General features: G+C 53.6%; 17 protein-coding genes and 1 rRNA gene. 8 read left to right on the top strand and 10 right to left on the bottom strand.

Features of this window, described 5'->3' with window-relative positions; genetic code table 11:
* Nucleotides 1-13: 13 nt before the first annotated feature.
* The 5 genes from lepA to rpoE form a co-directional block, all read right to left on the bottom strand.
* Nucleotides 14-1,813, bottom strand: coding sequence for a translation elongation factor 4 (gene lepA, locus CWM66_RS22860; protein ID WP_035888216.1), 1,800 nt, complete (start codon nucleotides 1,811-1,813; stop codon nucleotides 14-16).
* A 145-nt stretch (nucleotides 1,814-1,958) separates the two neighbouring features.
* Nucleotides 1,959-2,438, bottom strand: a complete 480-nt coding sequence (rseC, locus tag CWM66_RS22855) for a SoxR-reducing system protein RseC (protein ID WP_007370773.1) — start codon at nucleotides 2,436-2,438, stop codon at nucleotides 1,959-1,961.
* Nucleotides 2,435-3,388 carry a sigma-E factor regulatory protein RseB gene (gene rseB / locus CWM66_RS22850; RefSeq protein WP_071921197.1) on the bottom strand — a complete coding sequence of 318 codons (954 nt, stop codon included), beginning with the start codon at nucleotides 3,386-3,388 and terminating at the stop codon, nucleotides 2,435-2,437. Before rseB ends, rseC begins: the two co-directional genes overlap by 4 nt.
* Nucleotides 3,388-4,041, bottom strand: coding sequence for an anti-sigma-E factor RseA (rseA, locus tag CWM66_RS22845; RefSeq protein ID WP_035888221.1), 654 nt, complete (start codon nucleotides 4,039-4,041; stop codon nucleotides 3,388-3,390). The genes rseB and rseA overlap by 1 nt, the downstream gene beginning before the upstream one ends.
* A gap of 31 nt (nucleotides 4,042-4,072) precedes the next feature.
* Entirely contained in the window at nucleotides 4,073-4,648 is a 576-nt protein-coding gene (gene rpoE, locus CWM66_RS22840; protein WP_007370770.1) for an RNA polymerase sigma factor RpoE, read from the bottom strand.
* 420 nt (nucleotides 4,649-5,068) lie between these two features.
* Here rpoE and nadB point away from each other — a divergent pair, with 420 nt between their 5' ends.
* Nucleotides 5,069-6,691 (top strand): L-aspartate oxidase, encoded by a 1,623-nt coding sequence (nadB, locus tag CWM66_RS22835; protein ID WP_007370769.1) that lies wholly within the window; start codon nucleotides 5,069-5,071, stop codon nucleotides 6,689-6,691.
* On the opposite strand, the gene CWM66_RS22830 is transcribed toward nadB, so the two are convergent.
* Nucleotides 6,676-7,413 carry a tRNA1(Val) (adenine(37)-N6)-methyltransferase gene (locus CWM66_RS22830; RefSeq protein WP_007370768.1) on the bottom strand — a complete coding sequence of 246 codons (738 nt, stop codon included), beginning with the start codon at nucleotides 7,411-7,413 and terminating at the stop codon, nucleotides 6,676-6,678. The two genes, nadB and CWM66_RS22830, sit on opposite strands and share 16 nt — an antisense overlap.
* Before the next feature lie 129 nt (nucleotides 7,414-7,542).
* Here CWM66_RS22830 and srmB point away from each other — a divergent pair, with 129 nt between their 5' ends.
* Nucleotides 7,543-8,871 carry an ATP-dependent RNA helicase SrmB gene (srmB, locus tag CWM66_RS22825; protein WP_007370767.1) on the top strand — a complete coding sequence of 443 codons (1,329 nt, stop codon included), beginning with the start codon at nucleotides 7,543-7,545 and terminating at the stop codon, nucleotides 8,869-8,871.
* Between the two features lie 43 nt (nucleotides 8,872-8,914).
* On the opposite strand, the gene grcA is transcribed toward srmB, so the two are convergent.
* Nucleotides 8,915-9,298 (bottom strand): autonomous glycyl radical cofactor GrcA, encoded by a 384-nt coding sequence (grcA, locus tag CWM66_RS22820; protein WP_007370766.1) that lies wholly within the window; start codon nucleotides 9,296-9,298, stop codon nucleotides 8,915-8,917.
* A 312-nt stretch (nucleotides 9,299-9,610) separates the two neighbouring features.
* Between grcA and ung the strand changes: the two genes are divergently transcribed.
* Complete coding sequence (gene ung, locus CWM66_RS22815; RefSeq protein ID WP_007370765.1) at nucleotides 9,611-10,300, top strand: uracil-DNA glycosylase; 690 nt, start codon at nucleotides 9,611-9,613, stop codon at nucleotides 10,298-10,300.
* A gap of 45 nt (nucleotides 10,301-10,345) precedes the next feature.
* On the opposite strand, the gene CWM66_RS22810 is transcribed toward ung, so the two are convergent.
* Nucleotides 10,346-11,443: a tRNA/rRNA methyltransferase gene (locus CWM66_RS22810; RefSeq protein ID WP_007370764.1), complete on the bottom strand. Its 1,098-nt coding sequence runs from the start codon at nucleotides 11,441-11,443 to the stop codon at nucleotides 10,346-10,348.
* Between the two features lie 206 nt (nucleotides 11,444-11,649).
* On the opposite strand from CWM66_RS22810, the gene trxC reads away from it, so the two are divergent.
* The 5 genes from trxC (at nucleotide 11,650) to CWM66_RS22785 (ending at nucleotide 17,368) form a co-directional block, all read left to right on the top strand.
* Nucleotides 11,650-12,069 (top strand): thioredoxin TrxC, encoded by a 420-nt coding sequence (gene trxC / locus CWM66_RS22805; RefSeq protein WP_007370763.1) that lies wholly within the window; start codon nucleotides 11,650-11,652, stop codon nucleotides 12,067-12,069.
* A gap of 69 nt (nucleotides 12,070-12,138) precedes the next feature.
* Nucleotides 12,139-12,837, top strand: coding sequence for a tRNA-uridine aminocarboxypropyltransferase (locus CWM66_RS22800; RefSeq protein WP_007370762.1), 699 nt, complete (start codon nucleotides 12,139-12,141; stop codon nucleotides 12,835-12,837).
* 32 nt (nucleotides 12,838-12,869) lie between these two features.
* On the top strand, nucleotides 12,870-15,530 hold the full coding sequence (gene pat, locus CWM66_RS22795; protein ID WP_071921199.1) for a protein lysine acetyltransferase: 2,661 nt from the start codon (nucleotides 12,870-12,872) through the stop codon (nucleotides 15,528-15,530).
* 113 nt (nucleotides 15,531-15,643) lie between these two features.
* Nucleotides 15,644-16,999: a CDP-diacylglycerol--serine O-phosphatidyltransferase gene (pssA, locus tag CWM66_RS22790; RefSeq protein ID WP_007370760.1), complete on the top strand. Its 1,356-nt coding sequence runs from the start codon at nucleotides 15,644-15,646 to the stop codon at nucleotides 16,997-16,999.
* Between the two features lie 45 nt (nucleotides 17,000-17,044).
* Entirely contained in the window at nucleotides 17,045-17,368 is a 324-nt protein-coding gene (locus CWM66_RS22785) for a YfiM family lipoprotein (protein ID WP_035888232.1), read from the top strand.
* Here CWM66_RS22785 and CWM66_RS22780 read toward each other — a convergent pair.
* Nucleotides 17,365-18,663 (bottom strand): MFS transporter, encoded by a 1,299-nt coding sequence (locus tag CWM66_RS22780; RefSeq protein WP_035888236.1) that lies wholly within the window; start codon nucleotides 18,661-18,663, stop codon nucleotides 17,365-17,367. The genes CWM66_RS22785 and CWM66_RS22780 overlap by 4 nt on opposite strands.
* 272 nt (nucleotides 18,664-18,935) lie before the next feature.
* Nucleotides 18,936-19,051, bottom strand: a 5S ribosomal RNA gene (gene rrf, locus CWM66_RS22775).
* Between the last annotated feature and the right edge of the window lie 5 nt (nucleotides 19,052-19,056).

Raw genomic sequence — 19,056 nt, 5'->3', positions numbered from 1 at the left:
CAACTCCTTTAGGTTATTTGCTCTCTTTGCCTACGTGCAGAATGGCAAGGAACGCTTCCTGCGGCAGTTCGACGTTACCGACCTGCTTCATACGTTTCTTACCTTCTTTCTGTTTCTGCAGCAGCTTTTTCTTACGGCTGACGTCACCGCCATAGCATTTTGCCAGTACGTTTTTACGCAGCTGTTTCACGGTTGAGCGGGCAATAATGTGGTTGCCAATCGCCGCCTGAATCGCGATATCAAACTGCTGGCGCGGGATCAGCTCTTTCATCTTCTCCACCAGCTCGCGGCCACGGTACGGCGCGTTATCGTTGTGGGTGATCAGCGCCAGCGCATCAACACGCTCGCCGTTAATCAGCACGTCCACACGTACCATGTTTGAAGCCTGGAAACGTTTGAAGTTGTAGTCCAGCGACGCATAACCGCGTGAGGTCGACTTCAGACGATCGAAGAAGTCCAGCACGACTTCCGCCATCGGAATTTCATAGGTCAGCGCCACCTGGTTACCGTGGTAAACCATGTTGGTCTGTACGCCGCGTTTTTCGACGCACAGGGTAATGACGTTGCCCAGGTATTCCTGCGGCAGCAGCATATGACATTCGGCGATCGGCTCGCGCAGTTCGTCGATATTGTTCAGCGGCGGCAGCTTGGAAGGGCTGTCGACGTAAACCACTTCTTTGTTGGTGGTCAGCACTTCGTAGACTACGGTCGGCGCGGTGGTGATCAAATCCAGATCGTATTCACGCTCCAGACGTTCCTGAATGATCTCCATGTGCAGCAGACCGAGGAAGCCGCAGCGGAAGCCGAAGCCCAGCGCAGTGGAACTTTCCGGCTCATAGAACAGCGAAGCATCGTTCAGGCTCAGCTTACCGAGCGCGTCACGGAAGTTTTCATAATCGTCGGAACTGACCGGGAACAGACCCGCATAAACCTGCGGTTTCACCTTTTTAAAGCCTGGTAGCGCTTTGTCTGCCGGGTTACGGGCTGTGGTCAGGGTATCGCCGACCGGCGCGCCGAGAATGTCTTTAATTGCGCAGACCAGCCAGCCTACTTCGCCGCATTTCAGTTCGTTACGGTCAATTTGTTTCGGCGTGAAAATACCGAGGCGGTCAGCGTTGTAGACCTGCCCGGTGCTCATCACCTTAATTTTGTCGCCTTTGCGCATGGTGCCGTTTTTGATACGCACCAGGGAAACCACGCCGAGGTAGTTATCGAACCAGGAGTCGATGATCAGCGCCTGCAATGGCGCATCCGGATCGCCTTCCGGCGGCGGAATGTCGCGTACCAGGCGTTCCAGAACGTCCGGTACACCGACGCCAGTTTTCGCCGAGCAGCGCACCGCATCGGTAGCGTCGATGCCGACGATGTCTTCAATCTCTTCCGCAACACGTTCAGGATCGGCAGCCGGCAGGTCGATCTTGTTCAGTACCGGCACCACTTCGAGATCCATTTCAATGGCGGTATAGCAGTTCGCCAGCGTCTGCGCTTCCACGCCCTGCCCGGCATCCACTACCAGCAGTGCCCCTTCACAGGCAGCCAGCGAGCGGGAAACCTCATAGGAGAAGTCAACGTGACCCGGGGTATCGATAAAGTTGAGCTGGTAGATTTCGCCATTGTTAGCTTTGTAATCCAGCGTCACGCTTTGCGCTTTGATAGTAATGCCGCGCTCGCGCTCAAGATCCATCGAATCAAGAACCTGGGCTTCCATTTCGCGATCGGAAAGACCACCGCAAATCTGGATGATACGGTCAGACAGCGTCGACTTACCGTGGTCGATGTGAGCGATGATCGAAAAGTTACGAATATTCTTCATAGAGTGAGATTTTATGCCTTACGAGTAGCTAAGAGGCCTGTTCGCGCCTGACGTCAAATGTACTGAAACGCCGTATTCTACACTACAACCACAATGCGGGGAAATGCCAGAAAGTGACGCCATTACCGCAAGGCGAAAAGGGAAATTACGGACGATTTTCAGCAGTTGTGCTATCGACGCGAATCATCTCTGGCGGCAAGCCAACGCTCAGGATCACTGGCTGCCATTCACTGCGGGTAGCCAGCTTTGGCGACAGCCCGCGCGCGAGTAAAAAGCCGCCAACCCCACCCAGCACCGCGCCGCACAACGCCGCGATATCGGCGGCAAACAGCGACTGGAAAATGGCGCCCATAGCAAACAACCCCACCAGCGGCGACATATAGACCAGCATTGCGGAGCTCAGCAGACTGGCTTCAGCAATTCCCAGTTCCACTTTTTGCCCCGCCACCAGAGGTTGTTCGCAAGGAACAGCAATGGTGTGCGTTGTTTGCGGCCCCAGTTTATTCAGCACACGGCTACCGCAACCTGCACGGGAAGCGCAGCTGCTACAGGATGCTTTGACATCACATTCGACCAGCGCGTTACCATTTTGCCAGGAAACGACGGTCGCCCACTCTTTAATCATTGTGCGGCCTTGAATTTGAGGCTGTCCGCAATACGTTTTGCGGTTTGCGGTGGCAGTTCGCCGACAACGGTGATTTCCGCGTTATCGCGAACCGTGGTCATCACGGTGCGTCGACCGGTGCGCAGTAACTGTTCGGAGCTGTTCTGATTGGCCGGGCTGATGTTAACCGAGAAGCTGAATAACCCATCAGAATAGAGACGCGATTCAACCGGCATCTCAAGCGTTGGCAATTTACGGCGGCTGCTGGCGACTTGCTCAAAGCCCTGCGGCACCCAGGATGGCATCCAGTTGAAATCCACGTTATCGCCAACCGGTAATGACAGCAGCGGCGGCAGACTGGCTTTTGCCAGCGTCTGCATATTACTGGCAACCTGGCCATTGACCGAGAATGCGATGACGCGGAACTGTTCAAGGGTTTCGCCATCGCGATCGAGCAGATCGACGCGCATTGGCAGATGCGTCTCTTCATCCATCCAGACGATATAGCTGTACCGGGTACCATCGCGCGCCACAACGCGGATCACTTCGCATAACCTGTCAGCAATGCGCGTACGGCCTACGGAGATGAAGTCATAATAAGGGGAAAGACGTTTGAAATCGGTATAAACCAGTGACGGCAGCGAATCGACAATATAGTTGCCGTTGAGCGTAAAGGGTTCAAGACCAGGCTCAAAGTAGCTGATCTCACTGCCCCGCTGCACCACTTCCCGACGCGGACCGTCCATCTGCAATAACTGTGCAAGCGGTTGGTCATTCAAACGCACATGACGGTAGCGTAAAGACTCTACTCCCTGCTTATTAATGCTGATAAAAGACAGTTCGTAGTTGAGTGACTGACTCGCCACATTCATTTGCTGTAACAACGCCCCGGATGAAACATCAGCCGAGGCGTTGACAGAGAAGAACAGGCCAGTAGCCACAAAAGACATGGCACACCAAAGTTGCTTCATTACTGCGATTGCGTTCCTAAAGTTTGATTTCCCGGCACCTGTACAGCGGCCTGCTGCGTTTGCGCCTGCTCAAACTGAAGCTGTTCGGAGTGCAGACGGCGTTGCAGTTCGTAATCCTGCAACATCGCATTAATGCGACGACGCTGTTCCTGCACCTGCTGTTGCTGACCGGCGCTTGCCGATGATGCATCAGAAGGAACACCCAAACTTACCGGACTGGCTTTACCCATCATCGGCAGCGTATTAAACACTGGCGCTTCGGGCTGTTGGGTTGATTCAGTTGAGCCATTATAGTGCTGGACACCAACAATAACAGCAAGTGATACGCATGCCGCTACACCCATTTGGGTAAGCTGACTTGCCCACGGGCGAACCTTGTGCCAGAACGGCATCTTCTGCCATTGGTGCGGCGCAGGCTGCGCTTCGGGAATCAACGGCGTCGCAGTTTCAACGGCGTCGTTCTCAATCGCGGCCATCACGCGGGCGGAGATATCGAAATGGAGGAGATCGGCCGTATCACCGCGCATAGAGTCGCGAATCAGGTGATAGTTCTCCCAGGTTCTCTGCATTTCAGGATCGCGGGCCAGCTCTGCGAGCAGCTCGCTATCCATCGTTTCACCATCCATTAAAGCGGAAAGTTGTTCTTTCTGCATGCCTAATACCTTTTTCAGTATCCCGCTATCGTCAACGCCTGATAAGCGGTTGAACTTTATTATCAATAGCTTCACGCGCACGGAAGATACGTGAACGCACTGTACCAACCGGGCAATCCATGATGACCGCAATCTCTTCGTAACTCAGGCCATCCAGCTCCCGCAACGTAATTGCCATGCGTAAATCTTCCGGGAGCGACTCAATGGTACGGAAAACTATTTGTCTCAGTTCTTCTGACAACATTAAGTTCTCAGGGTTCGAAATTTCTTTCAGTGCACCGCCACTTTCGAAGTTTTCTGCTTCAATAGCGTCCACATCACTGGATGGCGGCCTGCGCCCCTGGGCGACCAGATAATTTTTCGCTGTGTTAACAGCAATTCGGTATAGCCATGTATAAAAAGCACTATCTCCCCTGAACGAATCAAGCGCGCGATAGGCCTTTATAAATGATTCTTGTACGACATCAGGTACATCGCCCGAAGGGACATACCGGGAAACCAGACTCGCCACTTTATGCTGGTAGCGCACCACCAGTAAGTTAAACGCTTTCTGATCTCCTTTCTGGACCCTTTCGACAAGAACCTGATCCGTTAACTGCTCGCTCATCCGAGGTAAAATCTCCCCAAAACCAATTTCCACGCGTATCCAGAACGCCACTCCAATACTGCAATATGAGCAAGCAGCCAATTAGAGCTCAGGTTTACAATAAAGTTCCGTTACGCCATTGTTTTTGTGTATCGTTCGCAAAAAATCATTATCACTCATTATAAGTCTGCAAACGCTGAACACTGTGTTTTCTCAAAGAAAAGACCTTAAGATCGCCAGAGAGTAACGCAATAGCGGTTTTTTTTCATCTCTAATACACCTTCACTAACAATCTGCTTCTTAATATTTTTTCCGTTGATGGCACCTGCATGCGCAAAGTTTCTGTTTAGCCATTAATACAACCCTTGCAAAAAATAGTGATCTTTCGCCAGATGCGGTGCTATGCTCAGCGAACCTTGTTTAGTAAATTAAACACAGATCATGAAAACAACGCCTGAACTCTCCTGTGATGTATTGGTGGTCGGTAGCGGCGCCGCTGGCCTTTCCGTGGCATTACGTCTGGCAGCACAACAGCACAACGTTATCGTCTTAAGTAAGGGGCCAATCAGTGAAGGCTCAACATTTTATGCTCAGGGCGGCATTGCAGCCGTGTTTGACGAAACAGACAGCGTTGAATCCCATGTGGAAGATACGCTGATTGCTGGCGCAGGAATTGTTGAACGTCACGCGGCAGAATTTGTCGCCAGCAATGCGCGCTCCTGCGTACAGTGGCTTATCGATCAAGGAGTGTTATTTGACACCGAGGTCGCCGCAAATGGCGAGTCCAGCTACCATCTGACGCGCGAAGGCGGGCACAGCCATCGCCGCATTCTTCATGCTGCCGATGCCACCGGTAAAGCGGTGGAAAATACTCTGGTCAGCAAGGCCATCAACCACCCAAATATTCGCGTACTCGAACGCTGCAATGCGGTGGATTTGATTATTTCGGACAAAATCGGCCTGCCGGGTACGCGTCGCGTTGTAGGCGCATGGGTGTGGAACCGAAATAAAGAACAGGTTGAAACCTGCCAGGCAAAGGCAGTGGTGCTGGCGACCGGCGGTGCATCGAAAGTCTATCAATACACCACCAACCCGGATATCTCCTCCGGTGACGGCATCGCCATGGCATGGCGTGCCGGTTGCCGGGTGGCGAACCTGGAGTTTAACCAGTTCCATCCCACCGCGCTGTTTCATCCGCAGGCGCGCAGCTTCCTGCTCAGCGAAGCGCTGCGCGGTGAAGGAGCCTGGTTGAAACGCCCGGACGGTACGCGTTTTATGCCGGACTTTGATCCGCGTGGCGAACTGGCACCGCGTGATGTCGTCGCCCGCGCTATCGATCATGAAATGAAGCGCCTCGGCGTGGACTGCATGTATCTCGATATCAGCCATAAACCTGCCGAATTTATTCGTCATCATTTCCCGATGATTTATGAAAAATTGCTGGGTCTGGGAATCGATTTGACCAAAGAGCCTGTGCCGATTGTGCCTGCTGCGCACTACACCTGCGGCGGCGTGATGGTTGACGATCGCGGACGTAGCGATGTCGACGGTCTCTATGCCATTGGCGAAGTGAGCTACACCGGCCTGCACGGCGCAAACCGCATGGCATCAAATTCACTGCTTGAATGTCTGGTGTACGGTTGGTCGGCGGCGGAAGACATTGCTCGCCGCATGCCACATGCACATGCCATTCCGGCGCTGCCCGCCTGGGATGAAAGCCGCGTCGACGACGCCGATGAGCGGGTTATCCTGCAACATAACTGGCACGAACTGCGGCTGTTTATGTGGGACTACGTGGGTATCGTACGCACCACAAAACGACTCGAACGCGCAATGCGCCGCATTACCTTGTTGCAGCAGGAAATTGACGAGTACTACGCCAATTTCCGCGTCTCCAATAATCTGCTGGAATTGCGTAACCTGGTACAGGTAGCCGAGCTGATTGTACGCTGCGCGATGCAGCGCAAAGAGAGCCGCGGGTTGCATTACACGCTGGACTACCCCGATCAGCTTGCGGAATCCGGCCCGACGGTACTCTCGCCGCGCAGTTACATAAACAAGTAGAAGCTCTGGGTCAGCGCGGTGTAGCTGTCAGAATAGCGCTGATCCGGCCCACGAATCGCCAGCCGGTCGGCAAACACGTCGCCGGCGCGCGGCGAGAAGGCCAGCAGGACACGATGCGGCAAACGGCTTTCCGTTTCTGACACATCGGTTCGCAAACGCAAATGCCAGCCTATACCCAGCGCTTTCTGCGTGAAAAGCTCGCTGGCTTCAATCGGCAGCACAACGCAGAAAAAACCCTCTTCCGTCACCAGTGTAGCGGCAATTTCCAGCAATGCCTGATGATCAAGCGTAGTGGTATAACGCGCACGATCGCGTTCTGGCGTCGCACATTTCACCCCTTCGTCAAAATAAGGAGGATTGCTGACAATCAGATCGTAACGCGCAGTATTCTCACTGCTCCACTGGCGAATATCAGCCTCGTGAACTGTGATACGATCTGCCCACGGCGATGCCTGCACATTTTCCTGCGCCTGAGAAGCAGCCTGCTCATCAAGCTCGACGGCATCAATGGTCACCGTCGGCCCGGTCCGCTGCGCCAGCATCAGCGCCAACAGACCGCTGCCCGTGCCGATATCCAGCACATGCCGTGCTTTCGATACCGGCGACCAGGCACCCAACATCAAACCATCAGTGCCCACTTTCATGGCGCAACGATCGTGTGCAACAAAGAATTCTTTAAACGTGAAGCCGTCACGGCGCAACTGAGCCTTTGGCTGGGACATCTTTACAACCTCAATACGGAAACAGGCGTAGCATAGGTGAAAGCAAAGCGCCGGAAAAGCGATAAGCAGACAACAGATGAAGATTCCAGCCGTAACGTCTATAATCAGCGCCCCACACAGAGGTAGATCATGACTGTAACGACTTTTTCCGAACTCGAACTTGACGACAGCCTGCTGGACGCGCTCCAGGATAAAGGCTTTACGCGCCCAACCGCTATCCAGGCAGCTGCCATTCCGCCTGCGCTTGAGGGGCGTGACGTCCTTGGTTCTGCGCCTACTGGTACCGGTAAAACGGCGGCCTATCTGCTGCCAGCGTTGCAACACCTTCTGGACTTTCCACGTAAGAAATCCGGCCCGCCGCGTATTCTGATCCTGACGCCAACCCGCGAGCTGGCAATGCAGGTTGCCGATCATGCCCGTGAACTGGCGGCGAATACCCATCTGGATATCGCGACCATTACCGGCGGCGTCGCCTATATGAACCACGCTGAAGTGTTCAGCGAAAATCAGGATATTGTGGTTGCCACCACCGGTCGCCTGCTGCAATACATTAAAGAAGAGAACTTCGACTGTCGTGCGGTAGAAACGCTGATCCTCGATGAAGCCGATCGCATGCTGGATATGGGCTTCGCGCAGGATATCGAGCACATCGCGGGTGAAACTCGCTGGCGCAAACAGACGATGCTGTTTTCCGCAACGCTTGAAGGCGATGCGATCAAAAATTTCGCCGAACGTCTGCTGGAAGATCCCGTCGAAGTCTCCGCCACACCGTCAACGCGCGAACGTAAGAAAATTCACCAGTGGTACTACCGCGCCGACAACCTTGAACACAAAACCGCACTGCTGATACACCTGCTGAAACAGCCGGAAGTCAGCCGTTCTATCGTCTTCGTGCGTAAACGTGAACGCGTGCATGAGCTGGCAGGCTGGCTGCGCGAAGCGGGCATCAATAACTGCTATCTCGAAGGCGAGATGGTACAGGTGAAGCGCAACGAAGCGATCAAACGTCTGACCGACGGTCGCGTCAATGTGCTGATCGCCACCGATGTCGCTGCGCGTGGTATCGACATTCCGGATGTCAGCCACGTCATTAACTTCGATATGCCGCGCAGTGGCGACACCTACCTGCACCGTATTGGCCGTACCGGCCGCGCCGGTCGCAAAGGCGCAGCCATCTCCCTGGTTGAAGCGCACGATCATCTGTTGCTGGGCAAAGTAGGCCGTTACGTTGAAGAGCCGCTGAAAGCCCGCGTCGTGGACGAACTGCGCCCGACAACACGAGTGCCAAGCGAGAAGCTGAAAGGCAAGCCGTCGAAAAAAGTGCTGGCCAAACGCGAAGAGAAGAAAAAAGAGAAAGAGAAGCCGCGCGTGAAGCAACGCCATCGCGATACCAAAAACATCGGTAAGCGACGCAAACCCAGTGCTGCAAACAGCGAGCAGCAAAAAACAGAAGAATAAAAAAACGCCGGGATATCCCGGCGTTTTTTATATCAGCCTGAAATTACAGGCTTTCAGTAAAGGTACGAGCAATAACATCGCGCTGCTGTTCCGGCGTCAGCGAGTTAAAACGTACTGCATAACCGGATACACGAATGGTCAGCTGCGGGTATTTTTCCGGATGCTCAACGGCATCAAGCAGCGTTTCACGACGCAGAACGTTCACGTTCAGGTGCTGACCGCCTTCCACACGCACTTCCGGTTTTACTTCCATCGGAATTTCACGATATTCGATAGCGCCCAGTTTGTTGACCGCAACCACTTCATCTTCCGCGAAACCACCTTTTGCACAGACGCAACGTGCTTCGCCTTTTTCGCTATCAAGCAGCCAGAACGAGTTCAACAGGTTGTCGTTTGCAGCTTTAGTAATCTGGATACCAGTAATCATGATTTGCCTCCCTTCGGCACATTATTCGATCAGCCGGTTTTCCCGGCCAATTGGTAAAACCATTGTTGTCTGATTGTTTATATACCAGTCTGACACCCCGCATTCTTTGATTTAAATCAATAAAAACCACACGCTAAAAATGGTGATTAGGGAATATACTTGTTTTATATCAAGTTACGCGTTTCGGACCATCTTAAAACATTTGTAAATTTTCAAATTTTTTTGAGTAAATTCTGCAAAAGCCGACGGTGAATTTTGTTCTGCCGAAAGAAGCAGTTAAGCTACGGGGAACCAACTTCGCAGGAGAGCGGGATGACCACCTCATTAACATGGCATGATGTGCTGGCAGAAGAAAAACAGCAGCCCTACTTTATTAACACTCTCAGTACGGTTGCGGCTGAGCGGCAGTCCGGAATGACCATCTACCCACCGCAGAAAGATGTGTTTAACGCTTTCCGTTTTACCGAACTGGGCAACGTTAAAGTGGTGATTCTGGGGCAGGATCCCTATCACGGTCCTGGTCAGGCACACGGCCTGGCATTTTCTGTGCGCCCCGGTATCGCCATCCCACCTTCCCTGCTGAATATGTATAAAGAGCTGGAAAACACCATACCGGGCTTCGTGCGGCCGCAGCATGGTTATCTGGAGAGCTGGGCGCGCCAGGGCGTATTGCTGCTCAACACCGTGCTGACGGTACGCGCCGGCCAGGCGCATTCGCATGCCAGTCTCGGCTGGGAAACCTTTACCGACAAAGTGATCGCACTGATTAATGAACATCGGGAAGGCGTCGTGTTTTTACTCTGGGGTTCGCATGCGCAGAAGAAAGGGGCGATTATCGACAAATCCCGCCACCATGTTTTGCGCGCACCGCACCCATCGCCGCTCTCTGCGCATCGCGGTTTCTTTGGCTGTAATCACTTTGCGCTGGCAAATCAGTGGCTGGAGCGGCATGGAGAGCAGCCGATCGACTGGATGCCGACTCTGCCCGCGGAAACCGAATAAAAAAAAGCCAGCATTGCGCTGGCTTTTTTACTCTGCTGGCTAACGTCAGGCTTTGTTCTGCCGCCACCATTCTGCCAGCAACACGCCGGTTGCCACAGAAACATTGAGGCTTTCAACGTTGCCGGTACCCTCAATCGAGACGCTCAGATCCGCGCGGGAAAGCGTCGCATCAGATAACCCATCGCGCTCCTGGCCCAGTACCAGTACCATTTTTTTCGGTAACGTCGCTTTGAACAGCGGCGTGCCGTTGTGGCTGGAAGTCGTTACCAGCGCATAACCGGCCTGACGGAAATCTTCCAGCGCATCAGCAAAGCTGTCGCCAGTAATTGCCTGAACGTGTTCGGCTCCGCCTTCTGCGGTACGCACTGCAGCGCCAGATTCAATCACCCCAGCATCCTGCAACACTACGCCTTTGACGCCAAAGTGCGCGCAGCTACGCATAATCGCGCCGAGGTTATGCGGGTTGCCGACATCTTCGAGCGCCAGCACGCAATCCTCTTCACCGGCGTTCGCCACCCATTTCTGCACGCTCAGACCATTGCGTTTTTTAATCAGGAAGCAGACACCGCCGTGATGTTCCGTCCCGGACGCTTTCTCCAGTTCTTCGTCATCCACCACATGGTAGGCTTTGCGGTTTGCCGCCATCCAGCGCAGGGCTTCTTTAAAACGCGGTGTTACGCTCTGCACAAACCAGGCGCGAACAATGGATTCAGGACGGCTGCTGAACAGCGCCTGGCAGGCGTTTTCGCCGTATACGCGCGTCTCTTCCGCGCGCTGACGACGCAGCACTTCGGGATCGATAAAGCTTTTACCGCTGATACCGCCGTGATCCGGTTTCTCCGGCGTGTCGTCGCCCGGTGCGCGGGAAACGGTACGCCACGGTGAATCACCACGTTCACTGTAATTGTCTCGCTGCGGGCGGCGACTATTGTTGTCGCGAGCAGAACGGCCCCTGTCATCACGGCCAGGGCGGCCACGATCATCGCGGGCAGTACGACGGTCATCTCCGGCACGAGACGACGATCCTGCACGTGCTGGCCCTTTCCCGGTGCGCGGGTTTTGGCCACGTTTATCGGAATCATCATCACTGCGGACATACATCACTTTGACCTTGCCGCTTTTGTTCTTTAATTCATCGTTCATGCTTTTCTCCACCAGCGCTGCGCGAAGCGCGCAGATTACCTGATGTCCTTGCGCTTCGCCATTAATTCGTTCAAAAGCTATCGACTATTGTATTCATTGAACAAAACGCATTGTCGTTTAAAACCTTCTTATTAATAATATGTAACATAGTAGAAACATACCGGCAGTCATGCCGCTCTGTACCATCGCTTTTCCTGAGGTTAGTTATGAATACCGTATGTGCAAGCTGTCAGGCGCTGAACCGCATTCCCGAAGAGAGAATGAACGACGGCGCAAAATGTGGACGCTGTGGACACGAGCTGTTCGATGGAGATGTGATCAACGCTACCGGTGAAACGCTGGATAAATTACTGAAAGACGATCTGCCCGTGGTCGTTGATTTTTGGGCGCCATGGTGCGGCCCGTGCCGCAGTTTTGCGCCGATTTTTGAAGATGTGGCGGAAGAACGCAGCGGCAAAGTGCGATTTGTCAAAGTGAACACCGAAGCTGAACGTGAACTGAGCGCGCGCTTCCGCATTCGCAGTATTCCAACCATTATGCTGTTCAAAAATGGTGAAGTTGTCGACATGCTCAGCGGTGCCGTGCCAAAAGCACCGTTCGACAGTTGGCTCAACGAATCACTGTGATCCCGTCGGGGCGCATCTTGTGCCCCGTTTTCAGCTCTGCGACAATGGCGTTTTTATTGCGCAATCCCCATGACCGAAAACGCTGTTCTTCGACTCCGTGCCGAACGCCTTGCCCGTTCGACGCGTCCGTTTCTTGCCCGTGGTAACCGTATCCGTCGCTGCCAGCGTTGCCTGCTGCCGCTGCGCCAGTGCCTGTGCGAGACGTTAAAACCCGCAACCGCCAACAGCCGTTTCTGCCTGGTGATGTTCGATACCGAACCGATGAAACCGAGCAATACCGGAAGGCTGATCGCCGACGTGTTACCCGATACGCTGGCTTTTCAGTGGTCGCGCACCGAACCGCCGCAGGCACTTATCGATCTCTGCCGCAGTGAGACGCATCAGCCAATGGTGGTATTTCCCGCCTCTTATGCGGGCAGCGAACGCCAGGTGCTGAGCGCGCCGCCGTCAGGCAAACCACCGCTGTTTATTATGCTGGACGGTACCTGGACCGAAGCGCGTAAAATGTTCCGCAAAAGCCCTTATCTGGATGCGCTGCCGGTTATCTCTGTGGATCTCTCGCGAGTTTCCGCTTACCACCTGCGGGAAGCGCATGCCGACGACCAATATTGCACTGCGGAAGTGGCGATTGCGCTGCTGGATATCGCGCGCGACAACGCAGCCGCACAGGCACTCGGCGAACATTTCGCGCTCTTTCGCGAACGTTATCTGGCAGGTAAAACACGCCATCCATCCGCTATCACAGCAAACGCAACTGAAAACGTTTAGAATCATCGGATCTCTCTTAAGCGGAGGCCGGTATGAGCCAACGAGGGCTGGAAGCGTTATTACGTCCCCGATCGATTGCGGTGGTGGGCGCGTCAATGAAGCCGGATCGCGCAGGTTTTCTGATGATGCGCAATTTACTGGCGGGAGGATTTGCCGGGCCGGTATTGCCGGTCACGCCCGCTTATAAAGCGGTTCAGGGCGTGCTGGCCTGGCCGGATGTCGCCAGCCTGCCGTTTACGCCCGATCTGGCGGTGCTATGCACGCACGCCAAACGCAACCTTGAACTGCTTGATGCTCTGGGGCAAAAAGGCTGCAAAACCTGCATTATTCTCTCGGCGCCTCCCGAACAGCATTCGCTTCTTCTGGCCTGCGCGGCACGCTATCAGATGCGCCTGCTCGGCCCGAACAGCCTCGGTTTACTTGCTCCGTGGCAGGGGCTGAACGCCAGTTTTTCGCCGGTGCCGATTACGCGCGGCAAACTGGCGTTTATCTCCCAGTCAGCGGCAGTGTCGAATACAATCCTCGACTGGGCGCAACAGCGCGAGATGGGATTTTCTTACTTCATCGCGCTGGGTGATAGCCTGGATATCGATGTTGACGAATTGCTGGATTTTCTCGCGCGGGACAGTAAAACCAGCGCCATTCTGCTCTATCTGGAACATTTAAGCGACGCGCGTCGCTTTGTCTCCGCCGCCCGCAGCGCATCACGAAATAAACCTATTCTGGTTATCAAAAGCGGCCGCAGCCCGGAAGCGCAGCGATTATTGCAGGTGCATTCTGGTCTTGATCCCGCCTGGGATGCTGCGATTCAGCGAGCTGGCTTGCTGCGTGTCCAGGATACACATGAACTGTTTTCCGCGGTAGAAACGCTCAGCCATATGCGTCCGCTGCGTGGTGAGCGCCTGATGATCGTCAGTAATGGCGCCGCGCCGGCAGCGCTGGCGCTGGATGAACTTTGGCTGCGTAATGGCAAACTGGCGGCGCTCAGCGCAGAGACGCTGGCCCGTTTGCACACAGCATTACCGGATTACGTCGTCCCCGGTAACCCGCTTGATTTACGCGATGATGCCGGTAATGAGCGTTATGTCGCAGCGCTTAATATTTTGCTCGACAGCCAGGATTACGACGCGTTGATGGTGATCCATGCGCCAAGCGCCGCCGCGCCGGGCAGCGAAAGCGCAGTAACATTGATCGACGCACTGAACAAACATCCGCGCGGGAAATATGTGACGGTGCTGACCAACTGGTGCGGCGAATTTTCTTCGCAGGAAGCGCGACGCCTGTTTAGCGAAGCGGGTTTACCCACTTACCGCACGCCTGAAGGCACCATTACGGCGTTCATGCACATGGTGGAGTATCGACGCAACCAGAAACAACTCCGCGAAACACCCGCGATATCCCTCAGCATGACGGCGAATACCGCCGAAGCGCATCATCTGTTGCAGCAAGCGTTGATGGAGGGCGCAACGACGCTGGATACTCATGAAGTCCAGCCGATTTTAGGCGCCTGGGGGCTACAAACTCTGCCGACATGGATTGCCAGTGACAGCGCTGAAGCCGTGCACATTGCCGAACAGATCGGTTACCCGGTCGCCTTAAAACTGCGTTCGCCGGATATTCCTCATAAATCCGAAGTTCAGGGGGTGATGCTTTATCTGCGCACAGCGAACGAGGTGCAGCAGGCAGCGGATGCAATTATCGATCGTGTGAAAATGAACTGGCCGCAGGCGCGTATTCACGGTTTGCAGGTGCAAAGCATGGCAAACCGCGCGGGGGCGCAGGAACTGCGAGTGGTTGTCGAACATGATCCTGTGTTCGGCCCGTTGATTATGTTAGGCGAAGGCGGCGTTGAGTGGCGGGCAGAAGATCAGGCCGCCGTTGCGCTACCGCCGCTGAATATGAATCTCGCCCGTTATCTGGTGATCCAGGCGATTAAAAGTAAAAAGATCCGCGGGCGCAGCGCGTTACGCTCGCTGGATATTGCCGGCTTAAGCCAGTTTCTGGTGCAGGTTTCGAATCTGATTGTTGATTGCCCGGAAATTGAGCGGCTGGATATTCATCCTTTACTTGCCTCCGGTAGCGAATTTACCGCGCTGGATGTAACCATGACCATTTCCTCCGCCGCCGGAAACGGTGAAACGCGTCTCGCTATACGTCCCTATCCTCAGCATCTGGAAGAAGAGGTGGAGATGAAAAATGGCGAGCGGTGCCTGTTCCGCCCGATTCTTCCGGAAGATGAGCCTCAGCTACAGCGCTTTATCGCCCAGGTGACAAAAGAGGATCTTTACTACCGTTACTTTAGCGAGATCAACGAATTTACCCATGATGATTTAGCGAATATGACGCAGATCGACTACGATCGGGAAATGGCATTTGTTGCAGTACGCCGCACAGATCAAGGTGAAGAAATTCTGGGCGTTACGCGTGCGATTTCCGACCCGGATAATATCGACGCTGAATTTGCTGTGCTGGTTCGTTCCGATTTGAAAGGGCTCGGGCTTGGTCGACGTTTACTTGAGAAGCTTATCAGTTATACCCGGGATCACGGACTTAAGCGCTTGAATGGTATTACTATGCCCAACAATCGCGGCATGGTGACGCTGGCGCGTAAACTGGGATTTGACGTTGATATTCAGCTGGAAGATGGCATTGTGGGATTGTCTCTCCAACTCATGAAGACGGATGAATCCTGAGTAAGGTACTGGAAATGTTGACTACTTTAGCAGGCACGGTGTTATTATTGCCCGCTTATGTCGTCTGCATGGTACAGAAGACCCTTCAATAAACAGAGAAGAAACGCACTGTGATGTTGTCAAAATTTAAGCGTAATAAACATCAACAACACCTTGCCCAACTCCCCAAGATTGCTCAGTCAGTTGATGACATAGAGTTTTTCTACTCACCCGCTGATTTCAGGGAGACGCTGCTGGCGAAAATCGCCAGTGCTACGCGCCGGATCTATATCATCGCCCTGTACCTGGAACAGGACGATGGCGGGAAAGGAATTCTGCATGCGCTGTATGAAGCCAAGCGCCAACGCCCGGAACTGGATGTCTGTGTGCTTGTCGACTGGCACCGCGCCCAGCGTGGCCGCATTGGCGCAGCGGCATCCAATACCAACGCCGACTGGTACTGCCGCCTTGCTCAGGAAAATCCGGACGTTGTGGTCCCGGTTTATGGCGTTCCTGTGAATACGCGTGAAGCGCTCGGCGTGCTGCATTTCAAAGGATTTATCATTGATGACAGCGTGCTTTACAGCGGCGCAAGCCTCAATGATGTCTATTTGCATCAGCACGATAAGTATCGCTATGACCGCTATCAGTTGATCCGCAACCCGCAAATGGCGGATATCATTCGTAACTGGGTCGATCAGAATCTGATTCAGGGGCGCGGCGTAAATCGTCTTGATAATGCTCAGCGTCCGAAAAGCCCGGAAATCAAAAACGATATTCGTCTGTTCCGTCAGGAGCTACGCGATGCCACATACCATTTCCAGGGCAATGCGGATAACGATCAGCTGGCGGTCACGCCGCTGGTCGGTCTGGGTAAATCCAGCCTGCTGAACAAAACTATTTTCCATCTGATGCCGTGTGCAGAGCACAAGCTGACGATCTGTACCCCCTACTTCAACCTGCCTGCGGTGCTGGTGCGTAACATTATCCAGCTACTGCGCGATGGTAAAAAAGTGGAAATTATCGTTGGTGACAAAACGGCGAATGACTTTTTCATTCCGGAAGATCAACCGTTTAAAATCATCGGCGCGCTGCCTTATCTATATGAAATCAATCTGCGTCGTTTCCTGAGCCGGCTACAGTATTACGTTAACACCGATCAGCTAGTTGTGCGTTTATGGAAAGATGATGATAACAGCTATCACCTGAAAGGAATGTGGGTGGATGACGAATGGATCCTGCTGACAGGTAACAACCTGAACCCCCGCGCCTGGCGGCTGGATCTGGAAAACGCCATCCTGATCCACGATCCGAAACATGAACTGGCGGCCCAGCGCGACAAAGAGCTGGAGCTTATCCGCACGCATACGACCGTGGTGAATCATTATCGTGATTTGCAAAGCATTGCGGATTATCCGGTAAAGGTACGCAAACTTATTCGCCGATTGCGCCGTATCCGCATCGATAAGCTGATAAGCCGTATTCTTTAAAACTAAGCCCCGTCTCTGCGATGGGGCTTTTTTTCGGGTCTGCTGATGAAATACATGATGATAGCAAGTGTGGTGCTACTGACAGGCTGTAGCCATATGGCGAATGATAGCTGGAGTGGGCAGGATAAGGCGCAGCATTTTCTGGGCTCCGCCATGCTTTCTGCCGCCGGTAACGAGGTAGCGCAACATCAGGGATATAGCCGCGATCGTAGCGCAATGGTAGGGCTGATGTTTTCAATTAGCCTTGGCGCATCGAAGGAGCTTTGGGACAGCCGTCCGGCGGGGAGTGGCTGGAGCTGGAAAGATTTCGCATGGGATGTTGCCGGTGCCACAACGGGTTATACCGTGTGGCAACTGGCAAATCACTAAAGACGGATGCCTTTCCCTTTACGATGAAGCATAAGCGAAACCAGAAATGCTAACGCTCCCAGCACAGTGACGTACCAGAAAAAAGCGGTTTCTATACCGAATGACTTCAATGACAGCGCCACATATTCCGCCGAACCGCCAAATAACGCATTTGCCACTGCATAAGAAAGACCGACACCCAGAGCGCGTACCTGTGCGGGAAACATTTCTGCTTTCAGGATCCCGCTGATTGAGGTGTAAAAGCTGACGATCACCAGCGCCAGCATCACCAGAGCAAATGCCGCGTATGGCGACGTGACGCTGTGCAATGCACTGAGAATCGGTACTGTGCACACCGTTGAAAGACCGCCGAAGAGCAGCATTGATGTGCGGCGCCCAATCTTATCGGATAAAGCACCAATAATCGGTTGGATCAGCATGAAGACAAACAGAGCTACAGTCATAATGATGCTGGCAACGTTCGCGTGCATACCCGCCGTATTAACCAGGTATTTCTGCATATAAGTGGTGAAGGTGTAAAACGCCAGCGATCCTCCCGCCGTGAACCCAAGCACCATCAGAAAAGCTTTACGGTTGCGCCATAATCCTTTCATTGAACCAGCTTCTTTTAAAGCCCGAACTTCTTGCTGCGATGTTTCATCCAGTTGGCGGCGTAGCCAGAGAGCGACAATAGCCAGCACTGCTCCAAGAGCAAAGGGAATACGCCAGCCCCATGCGCGTAATTCAGCATCATCAAGGATCTGTTGCAGGATCACGACAACCAGTAGCGCCAGCAGTTGCCCACCGATCAGCGTAACGTACTGGAATGACGCGTAAAAACCTTTACGCCCTTCCACGGCGACTTCGCTCATATAGGTCGCGCTGGTGCCGTACTCGCCGCCGACAGAAAGCCCCTGGAACAAACGGGCAATCAATAATAGTGCCGGAGCCCAGGTGCCGATTGCGTCATAACCTGGTAAACAGGCAATGACCAGCGATCCAAAGCACATCATGCAGACAGAGATCAGCATTGAGGTTTTACGCCCGCGGCGATCGGCGATTCGACCGAATAACCATCCGCCAATAGGACGCATCAGAAAACCGGCGGCAAATACGCCTGCGGTTTGTAATAGCTGGGTTGTCGTGTTGCCTGCCGGGAAAAAAATATGAGCAAAATAGAGAGAGCAAAAGGAGTAGACATAGAAATCAAACCACTCCACCAGGTTGCCCGATGAAGCACCAATAATCGCCCACACCCTTCTACGAGTATCGCTGCTGGTGAGCGATTCACGCGTTGTTATGCTGCTTTCAGCCATTCGAATGATACTCCTGCCAGAGCCAGAGGTTACTTGCCCATGGTGAGTATCCTTGTCCACCACTGCGCAAAGATAGAAATGTTACATATTTGTTATAATCAAATCGTGATTACAATCACGTTTTAGCTTAGCAGGATAAGCAATTAAGAATATGACCTGACCAGGAAAATAAATAAAGCAAAAAAGCCCCGTGCCGGGGCACGGGGCTTCCTGTCTCTTCCGCCCGGACGCAAAAAGGCCATCCTTCCGGATGGCCTCTTCACTGGTTTGATGCCTGGCAGTTCCCTACTCTCGCATGGGGAGACCCCACACTACCATCGGCGCTACGGCGTTTCACTTCTGAGTTCGGCATGGGGTCAGGTGGGACCACCGCGCTAGTGCCGCCAGGCAAAT

This window comes from Kosakonia sp. H7A (assembly GCF_003028445.1).
GTDB classification, from domain to species: Bacteria; Pseudomonadota; Gammaproteobacteria; order Enterobacterales; family Enterobacteriaceae; genus Kosakonia; species Kosakonia radicincitans.
Note: the sequence above shows the minus strand (reverse complement) of the source record. Positions and strands in the feature narration are given on the sequence as shown.

What these genes read in the sequence shown, in the direction of transcription:
- srmB (WP_007370767.1), top strand. Translation starts at nt 7,543, where the DNA reads ATGACTGTAACGACTTTTTCCGAACTCGAACTTGACGACAGCCTGCTG.
- pssA (WP_007370760.1), top strand. Translation starts at nt 15,644, where the DNA reads ATGTTGTCAAAATTTAAGCGTAATAAACATCAACAACACCTTGCCCAA.
- CWM66_RS22800 (WP_007370762.1), top strand. Translation starts at nt 12,139, where the DNA reads ATGACCGAAAACGCTGTTCTTCGACTCCGTGCCGAACGCCTTGCCCGT.
- rseC (WP_007370773.1), bottom strand. Translation starts at nt 2,438, where the DNA reads ATGATTAAAGAGTGGGCGACCGTCGTTTCCTGGCAAAATGGTAACGCG.
- pat (WP_071921199.1), top strand. Translation starts at nt 12,870, where the DNA reads ATGAGCCAACGAGGGCTGGAAGCGTTATTACGTCCCCGATCGATTGCG.
- rpoE (WP_007370770.1), bottom strand. Translation starts at nt 4,648, where the DNA reads ATGAGCGAGCAGTTAACGGATCAGGTTCTTGTCGAAAGGGTCCAGAAA.
- trxC (WP_007370763.1), top strand. Translation starts at nt 11,650, where the DNA reads ATGAATACCGTATGTGCAAGCTGTCAGGCGCTGAACCGCATTCCCGAA.
- ung (WP_007370765.1), top strand. Translation starts at nt 9,611, where the DNA reads ATGACCACCTCATTAACATGGCATGATGTGCTGGCAGAAGAAAAACAG.
- grcA (WP_007370766.1), bottom strand. Translation starts at nt 9,298, where the DNA reads ATGATTACTGGTATCCAGATTACTAAAGCTGCAAACGACAACCTGTTG.
- CWM66_RS22785 (WP_035888232.1), top strand. Translation starts at nt 17,045, where the DNA reads ATGAAATACATGATGATAGCAAGTGTGGTGCTACTGACAGGCTGTAGC.
- rseB (WP_071921197.1), bottom strand. Translation starts at nt 3,388, where the DNA reads ATGAAGCAACTTTGGTGTGCCATGTCTTTTGTGGCTACTGGCCTGTTC.
- CWM66_RS22780 (WP_035888236.1), bottom strand. Translation starts at nt 18,663, where the DNA reads ATGGCTGAAAGCAGCATAACAACGCGTGAATCGCTCACCAGCAGCGAT.
- lepA (WP_035888216.1), bottom strand. Translation starts at nt 1,813, where the DNA reads ATGAAGAATATTCGTAACTTTTCGATCATCGCTCACATCGACCACGGT.
- CWM66_RS22810 (WP_007370764.1), bottom strand. Translation starts at nt 11,443, where the DNA reads ATGAACGATGAATTAAAGAACAAAAGCGGCAAGGTCAAAGTGATGTAT.
- rseA (WP_035888221.1), bottom strand. Translation starts at nt 4,041, where the DNA reads ATGCAGAAAGAACAACTTTCCGCTTTAATGGATGGTGAAACGATGGAT.
- CWM66_RS22830 (WP_007370768.1), bottom strand. Translation starts at nt 7,413, where the DNA reads ATGTCCCAGCCAAAGGCTCAGTTGCGCCGTGACGGCTTCACGTTTAAA.
- nadB (WP_007370769.1), top strand. Translation starts at nt 5,069, where the DNA reads ATGAAAACAACGCCTGAACTCTCCTGTGATGTATTGGTGGTCGGTAGC.